We start from the raw sequence: 6148 nt of genomic DNA, 5'->3' as shown, positions 1-6148 counted from the left end.
ATCGCCACCTTCACGGGGATCATCGAACTCGCCGCCATCGCCATCCAGCCAAATTCGTGACCTCGTCACCTCACCCTCGCACTTCCCATGACTTTCCCGACGCCCACGATTTTGCAACTAAGCCTCTTTTCCGCGAGTGACGCTGATCTGTCGCCGGTCCGGCAGGATTCGCCGCCTCATTGCATCGCTGGCGAAAGGTGACCTAGGCTACGGCAATGAGCATCAGCATCCGCGACGTCAGCGTTCCGATCTTCGTCAACTCGCTTCGCAATATGAGCGCTTGGCTTGACAAAGCGGCATCGGAGAAGCCGGAGGCCGAGTTACTCGTCGGACGACTCGCCTCCGACATGAGGCCGTTGCCTGCCCAGTACCAAATGGCGTCGGACAGTGCCAAGAATGCTATCGCGCGGCTCGCCGGAATCGCGGCGCCGGCTATGCCGGATGTCGAGGGCAGTTTCGCCGAGCTGAAGGAGCGATGTGCAAAGACGATTGTCTTCGTCCAAGGCGTCGATCCGACCGCTGTGGCTTCGGGCACGGAGCGTGAGGTGGAGCTGAAGTTTCCGAACGGCATGGGCTATTGTTTTACGGGGCAGGCCTATCTCACGGGTTTCGCGCTTCCGAACTTCTTTTTTCACGTTACCACCGCCTACGCGATACTGCGCGGGGCTGGGGTGAGCCTGGGCAAGCCGGATTTCCTTCAGCATCTTGGGCCACCGAATTTCCCGGCTACGAGGTAGGCAGGTACTCTCCGCATTGCGGCCCACAAGTGTCGCTGAAACTGCGGCGCTTGACTGGGGCGTCATCCAGCCGAATTTCTTGCAGGATTGATGTCCCAACTTCGCGGCGGGCTCCTTCCGACACCCGGCGGACGTAGTCCTCCATGCGCCGTACCGCGATCACGAAGCCCGCGCACGCCCTCACTCCCGGATCGCCAGGCTCACCAGCAGCAGAGCTAGTCCTACAGCTAGGGTCTGTTGTCGCCTGAACGGATTGGCTGGGTTTGTGTTCGGTCTTTTCTGAGCCAGGAGGGACGACGGTGTGCGACGCGCAATGGTCCAAACCGGAGCCCCTGGTCGAGGCGTGCCGCCCCAAGGCCAAGACGCCGCCGCAGGATCTTCAACGCACGCTCTCGGCCATCCTCTGGCGGCACCAGAACGGCGCCAAGTGGCGGGCCATTCCGGGCGATCTGGGTCCCTGGTGGCGTGCAGCCCAGATCTACTTCCGCTGGTCCCGTGCCGGCGTCTGGGAGCGATTGCTCGGCTGTGTGCACGAGCGGGGCGTGCAACTCGGCATGGTCTTTCTCGACGGCACGAACGTGCGGGCGCATCAGAAGACTGCAGGCGTCGCCAAAAAGGGGGGATCTGGAGCCGAGCGAGATCATCGTGAAGCTCCTGGCCGCTCACGTGGCGGCTATGGCACCAAGGCTTGCGTGATCGCGGACGGGCTGGGCCGCGCCATCGCCTTCCGGCTGGCGCCGGTCAGGCCCGCGAACTGCCCCACGCCGTTTCTCTCCTCGACCGACTGCCGGGTGTGCCCAGGTAAGTCATAGGAGGCCGCGGCTACACCAGCCACGCCTCTGGCGAGCCCATCTGGAACATGGGTGCTCGGCCTGCGATCCCGCCCCAGCGTCATGAGGCGCCCGTCGCCTGCCCAAACTGGATCTACAACAATCGCCGAGCGGCCCTGGGGCAGGCGCAAGGAGTGGTGCGCCATCGCCACCCGCTACGAGAAGACCGCCGCCAGCGTCATGCGCGGCCTCTGCCTCGCCGAAGCCCTCGACTGGCTCAAGCGATGACACGCCCTGATGGAATTCATGCGCGAGTTTGCGAAGGCGCCGCGTTGAGGGGTCGTACTGCCGGAACACCTTGGCGCTTCATTCGCGAAGCCCCAACCTGCCTTCAGTGCGCGAAGGCTCTCCTCGTCCAGCGGTTTCATCCACTCAGTATTCTTGGCCGGAGCACGCTCGGCGGGCTTCTCACAGGCAGGCGCCCGATTCACGCCGCGGCAAATCTTCATGCGGGGCCGGTCGATCTTCCGTCCCACCCTTGCTGCTTCGTCGCAACCCGAACGTCGTCTCGTACTCATGGCGATACCTCTCGCTCAATGCGCCAGGAAAAGCGGGACCGGGCTGCTTCTCAGGAGTGAGCGCGTCGCTCCGCCAAAGAAGAATTCGCGTACGCGGGAGTGACCGTAGGCCCCCATCACGAGCATGTCGGCCTTTAACATCCTCGCCTGATTGCGAAGCGTCTCGGCAACGTCGTCCACCACCGGTACGTCGACGACCGTGACGTTCACGCCGTGACGCGCGAGATGCGGCGCGAACTCGGCGCCCGGAACCGTGTCGAGAAGCTCCTCGGTACCGGCTACGGATACGATCTGAACCACCTCGGCGGCGCGTAGGAACGGCAATGCTTCGTTGGCGGCACGAGCTGCTTGTGCGCTGCCGTCCCAGGCGACGATGGCCCACCGCATGGCGAACGCACCATGGTCCGGCGGCACGGCGATGACCGGGCGACCACTCTCGAACAGTGCTATCCTGATCGCTTCGCGGTCGAGATCGTAGGCCTGTCGCCCCGCATCCAGGATCGTCAGGTCGTGCAACCGTGCCAGGGTCGCCAGTCGACCCACCACGTCGGGGTACGGTAGGCTTGGCGTCTCCGTCGTGCAGATTACCCCGGCCTGGGCCGCGTTACCGGCCGCCCGGTCGGCAATGGAGCGAGCCAGCTCGTCGAGACGGCGGTCGATGGTGGCGACCTCATCGTTGCCGAGATCGAAACCACCGAGCCAGGCATCGTCACCCAAGAGGCACCACGAGGCCGCCTGGACCGTCAAATGGGCGCCCGCAGCCTTGGCGAGCGTCAGTCCGTAACCGATGGCCGAGGAGTCCTCCGAAAACTCGTTCTCGACAGTCGTGCCGACGAGGACGTCGCGGATCGTCGTGAGAGGGTATGGCATGGTCTTCGGCATTGATCGTCTCCGGATAGAGCCACCCTATGCTTCGCCCCGTTACGAAGGATCAGCCTTGATCCATCTCAAACCTTCTCCGATGCCGGTTTGGTGGATAGCGTGAAGACGTCGTGACCGGACACCTGTTCTTATTTTCTCGAACTCGGTAACTTAAGGACACGGTTCCGTGATAGAGCATGGCCCGTGCAAGGGACCGCCCTGCTTCGACGGTGCGCTGCTGACGTGACGATATCCGTCCGGGACAAATGTCGGCGGTGTCATTCACCGCCGTGGCTCAGATGGCCTCCTTCGGGTGTGACCCATGACGAATTCCATCGTCTTGCCGGCTGCCGATCATCAGGGCGATGGATCCCTGAGCAACGACGAGCTCCGTAGGACCCTGGACGACGTCGGCGTCTGCATCTGGTCGCTCGACGTTCCGACTGGTCGCGTGACGGTGTCGCCGACATGCGCCCGCCTCTTCGGCGTGTCACCCGAGCGTCTGACCACCTTCGCCGCCTCGCAGGCGCTGGTGCACCCGGACGACCGCCAGGCCCGGGCCGAGGCCATCCAGGGCGCGCTCAGGGAGGGTGGCAGTTACGAGGTCGATTATCGCGTTCTGAGACCGGACGGGCATGCCTGCTGGCTGCGATCACGGGGCCGGGTGAGCCCGGGGGCGGATGGCCGACCTGCACAACACCGCGGAGTCGTCCTCAGCATCGACGACCAGAAGAGGGCCGAGCAGGACCTGCTCGCCCGCGAGGCGCACCTGCGCTCGATCCTGGACACCGTGCCCGAGGCGATGGTCGTCATCGACGAGGCCGGTCTCATCCATTCGTTCAGCGCGGCGGCCGAACGCCTTTTCGGCTACGCGACCGACGAAGCGGTGGGTCAGAACGTTCGTCTTCTGATGCCGGAGCCGATGCGCGGGGAGCACGACGGCTACCTCGACCATTATCGCCGGACTCGCGAGCGGCGCATCATCGGGACCAACAGGGTCGTAACCGGTCAGAAGCGGGACGGCTCAACCTTCCCGATGGAGCTCGCCATCGGCGAGATGCGCTCCGGCGATCAAGTCTTCTTCACGGGCTTCATCAACGATTTGACCGAACGCCAGCGGACCCAGGCGAGGCTTCAGGAACTCCAGTCCGAACTCGTCCACGTGTCCCGTCTCAGCGCGATGGGCCAGATGGCCTCGACGCTGGCTCACGAGCTCAACCAACCCCTCGGAGCCATCGCCAACTACACCAAGGGGTGCCGCCGCCTCTTGGAGCGGCCCGACCCGGACGCCATCGCCAAGACGATCGAGGTTCTCGACAAGACCGCCGAACAGGCCTTGAGGGCCGGTCAGATCATCCGTCGCCTGCGAGAGTTCGTCACCCGCGGAGAGACCGAGCGGCGACCTGAGCCGGTCTCCCGTTTGATCGAAGAGGCCTGTGCCCTTGCGCTCGTCGGCGCGCGGGAGCAGGGGATCGTCGTGCGCGTCCGGGTCGATCAGGGGCTGCGGTCCGTCCTTGCCGACCGGGTGCAGGTCCAGCAGGTCTTGGTCAACCTGCTGCGCAACGCCCGCGAAGCCATGCAGCACGCGGAACTGCGCGAACTGACCGTCGACGCCCATCCGGTCGCCTCCGAGATGGTCGAGATCACGGTGTCCGATACCGGTTCCGGTGTCCCGGACGAGATCGCTGACCGGCTGTTTCAACCGTTCGTCACCACCAAGGAAAGCGGGATGGGTGTCGGCCTCTCGATCTGCCGCACCATCATCGAGGCTCATGGCGGCCGCTTAGGGGTTGAACGCAATGCAGCCGGCGGGGCGACCTTCCGGCTGACGCTGGTCAGCGCTCCAGAAGGAGATCTGCCCCATGGCAGCTAGCCTCGTGCACGTCGTGGACGACGATCCGGCGATGCGGGACTCGATCAGTTTCCTGCTCGACACCGCGGGCTTTGCCGTGGAACTCCATGCATCGGCGAGCAGCCTGCTCGATGCGTTGATGAAGCCGGCCCAGGGTTGTGTCCTCACGGACATCCGGATGCCGGGAATCGACGGGCTGGAACTGCTGCGCCGGTTGCGGTCGGGTGGGCACACGCTACCGGTCATCATGATGACGGGACACGGTGATGTACCGCTCGCGGTGGAGGCGATGAAGCTCGGGGCCTGCGACTTCATCGAGAAGCCCTTCGACGATGAGCCGCTAATCCAGGCGCTTCGCTCCGCCATGGAGCGAGGCGGTCAAGGAAATGCGGTCGACCCTGGACTGCAGGATTTCATCCGTCGGGTCGGCAGGCTGAGCGAGCGAGAGCGACAGGTCATGGACCAACTCGTTGCGGGAGGCTCCAGCAAGGATATCGGCCGTGCGCTCGACATCAGCCCACGAACCGTCGAGATCTACCGGGCCAAGCTCATGGCGAAGACGCAAGCGGAGAGCCTGCAGGAATTGGTCCGCTGGACGGTGCTGGCAGGTCTCGCCTGAGCCCCGTTTGCGCCAGATCAAGGTCGGAACCGGGAGAGCGACCTAAGGATTCGGCTCACCGTAGGTACGGCCCACGTTTGCGCATCGAGCTTCATGTCGGCGATCCCCGAGCACCCCATCTATGTCGTGGACGACGACGTGCCCGTCCTGCTTTCGCTCTGCTTCCTTCTCCAGGGCGAGGGACACCGTGTCGAGTCCTTCTCGGACGGCCACAGCGTCCTTGCCGCCTTCCCGGGACCGGAGCCTCGCTTCCTCGTCCTCGACTACGTCATGCCGGACATCGATGGGATCGAGCTGTTCCGTGAGCTTCGAGCGCGCGACGTTCGCGCTCCTGCCGTCCTGATGACGGGGGATCCAGGGCAGGCGGTTCGACAGCGGGCTCGGATCGCCGGATTGGCGGTGATCGAGAAGCCACTGGCCTACGAACCCCTCCTCGCCATGCTGGCTGAAGTCGACAGTGCCCCGCGGCACTCTGCGATCTGAGGGCGACCTTCGATGAGCGGCACTCCACCTAGCGTGGCTACTCGCAGGCCCTCGTGAAGCTCGGATCCACGGGAGGCGCGATGTCAGGCACACTTGGCCAACTCACGTGCAGGCAGGCCTCGAGCCTAGCTTTCCGCGGCCAACCCGTGCCGGGCGTATCTAGGCGACAGGTCTTCGCTCGGATTGTGAAACAGGTAATAGCCGAACGCCGAGGCGGCCTCGCGAGCGGGGGCGGGCTGGAAGCCTAG

At 64.6% G+C, this 6148-nt stretch carries 5 protein-coding genes and 1 pseudogene; 5 read left to right on the top strand and 1 reads right to left on the bottom strand.

What is annotated here, in order from left to right:
• Window positions 1–215 precede the first annotated feature (215 nt).
• On the top strand, window positions 216–737 hold the full coding sequence (locus K2Y56_RS03895) for a DUF1993 family protein (RefSeq protein ID WP_292505307.1): 522 nt from the start codon (window positions 216–218) through the stop codon (window positions 735–737).
• A 299-nt stretch (window positions 738–1036) separates the two neighbouring features.
• Window positions 1037–1795 (top strand): annotated as a pseudogene (locus K2Y56_RS03890) (IS5 family transposase).
• Between the two features lie 305 nt (window positions 1796–2100).
• Here the strand turns inward: K2Y56_RS03890 and K2Y56_RS03885 are convergent.
• Window positions 2101–2967, bottom strand: a complete 867-nt coding sequence (locus K2Y56_RS03885; protein ID WP_292505304.1) for a universal stress protein — start codon at window positions 2965–2967, stop codon at window positions 2101–2103.
• A 301-nt stretch (window positions 2968–3268) separates the two neighbouring features.
• Here K2Y56_RS03885 and K2Y56_RS03880 point away from each other — a divergent pair, with 301 nt between their 5' ends.
• The 3 genes from K2Y56_RS03880 to K2Y56_RS03870 all read left to right on the top strand — a co-directional run bounded on the left by K2Y56_RS03880 (window position 3269) and on the right by K2Y56_RS03870 (window position 5900).
• Complete coding sequence (locus K2Y56_RS03880; protein WP_292505302.1) at window positions 3269–4819, top strand: PAS domain S-box protein; 1551 nt, start codon at window positions 3269–3271, stop codon at window positions 4817–4819.
• Complete coding sequence (fixJ, locus tag K2Y56_RS03875; RefSeq protein ID WP_292505299.1) at window positions 4809–5417, top strand: response regulator FixJ; 609 nt, start codon at window positions 4809–4811, stop codon at window positions 5415–5417. Before K2Y56_RS03880 ends, fixJ begins: the two co-directional genes overlap by 11 nt.
• 93 nt (window positions 5418–5510) lie before the next feature.
• Entirely contained in the window at window positions 5511–5900 is a 390-nt protein-coding gene (locus K2Y56_RS03870; RefSeq protein ID WP_292505296.1) for a response regulator, read from the top strand.
• Window positions 5901–6148 lie beyond the last annotated feature (248 nt).

Origin of the sequence: Methylobacterium sp. (assembly GCF_019745455.1) — a bacterium.
Lineage (GTDB): Bacteria > Pseudomonadota > Alphaproteobacteria > Rhizobiales > Beijerinckiaceae > Methylobacterium.
Note: the sequence above shows the minus strand (reverse complement) of the source record. Positions and strands in the feature narration are given on the sequence as shown.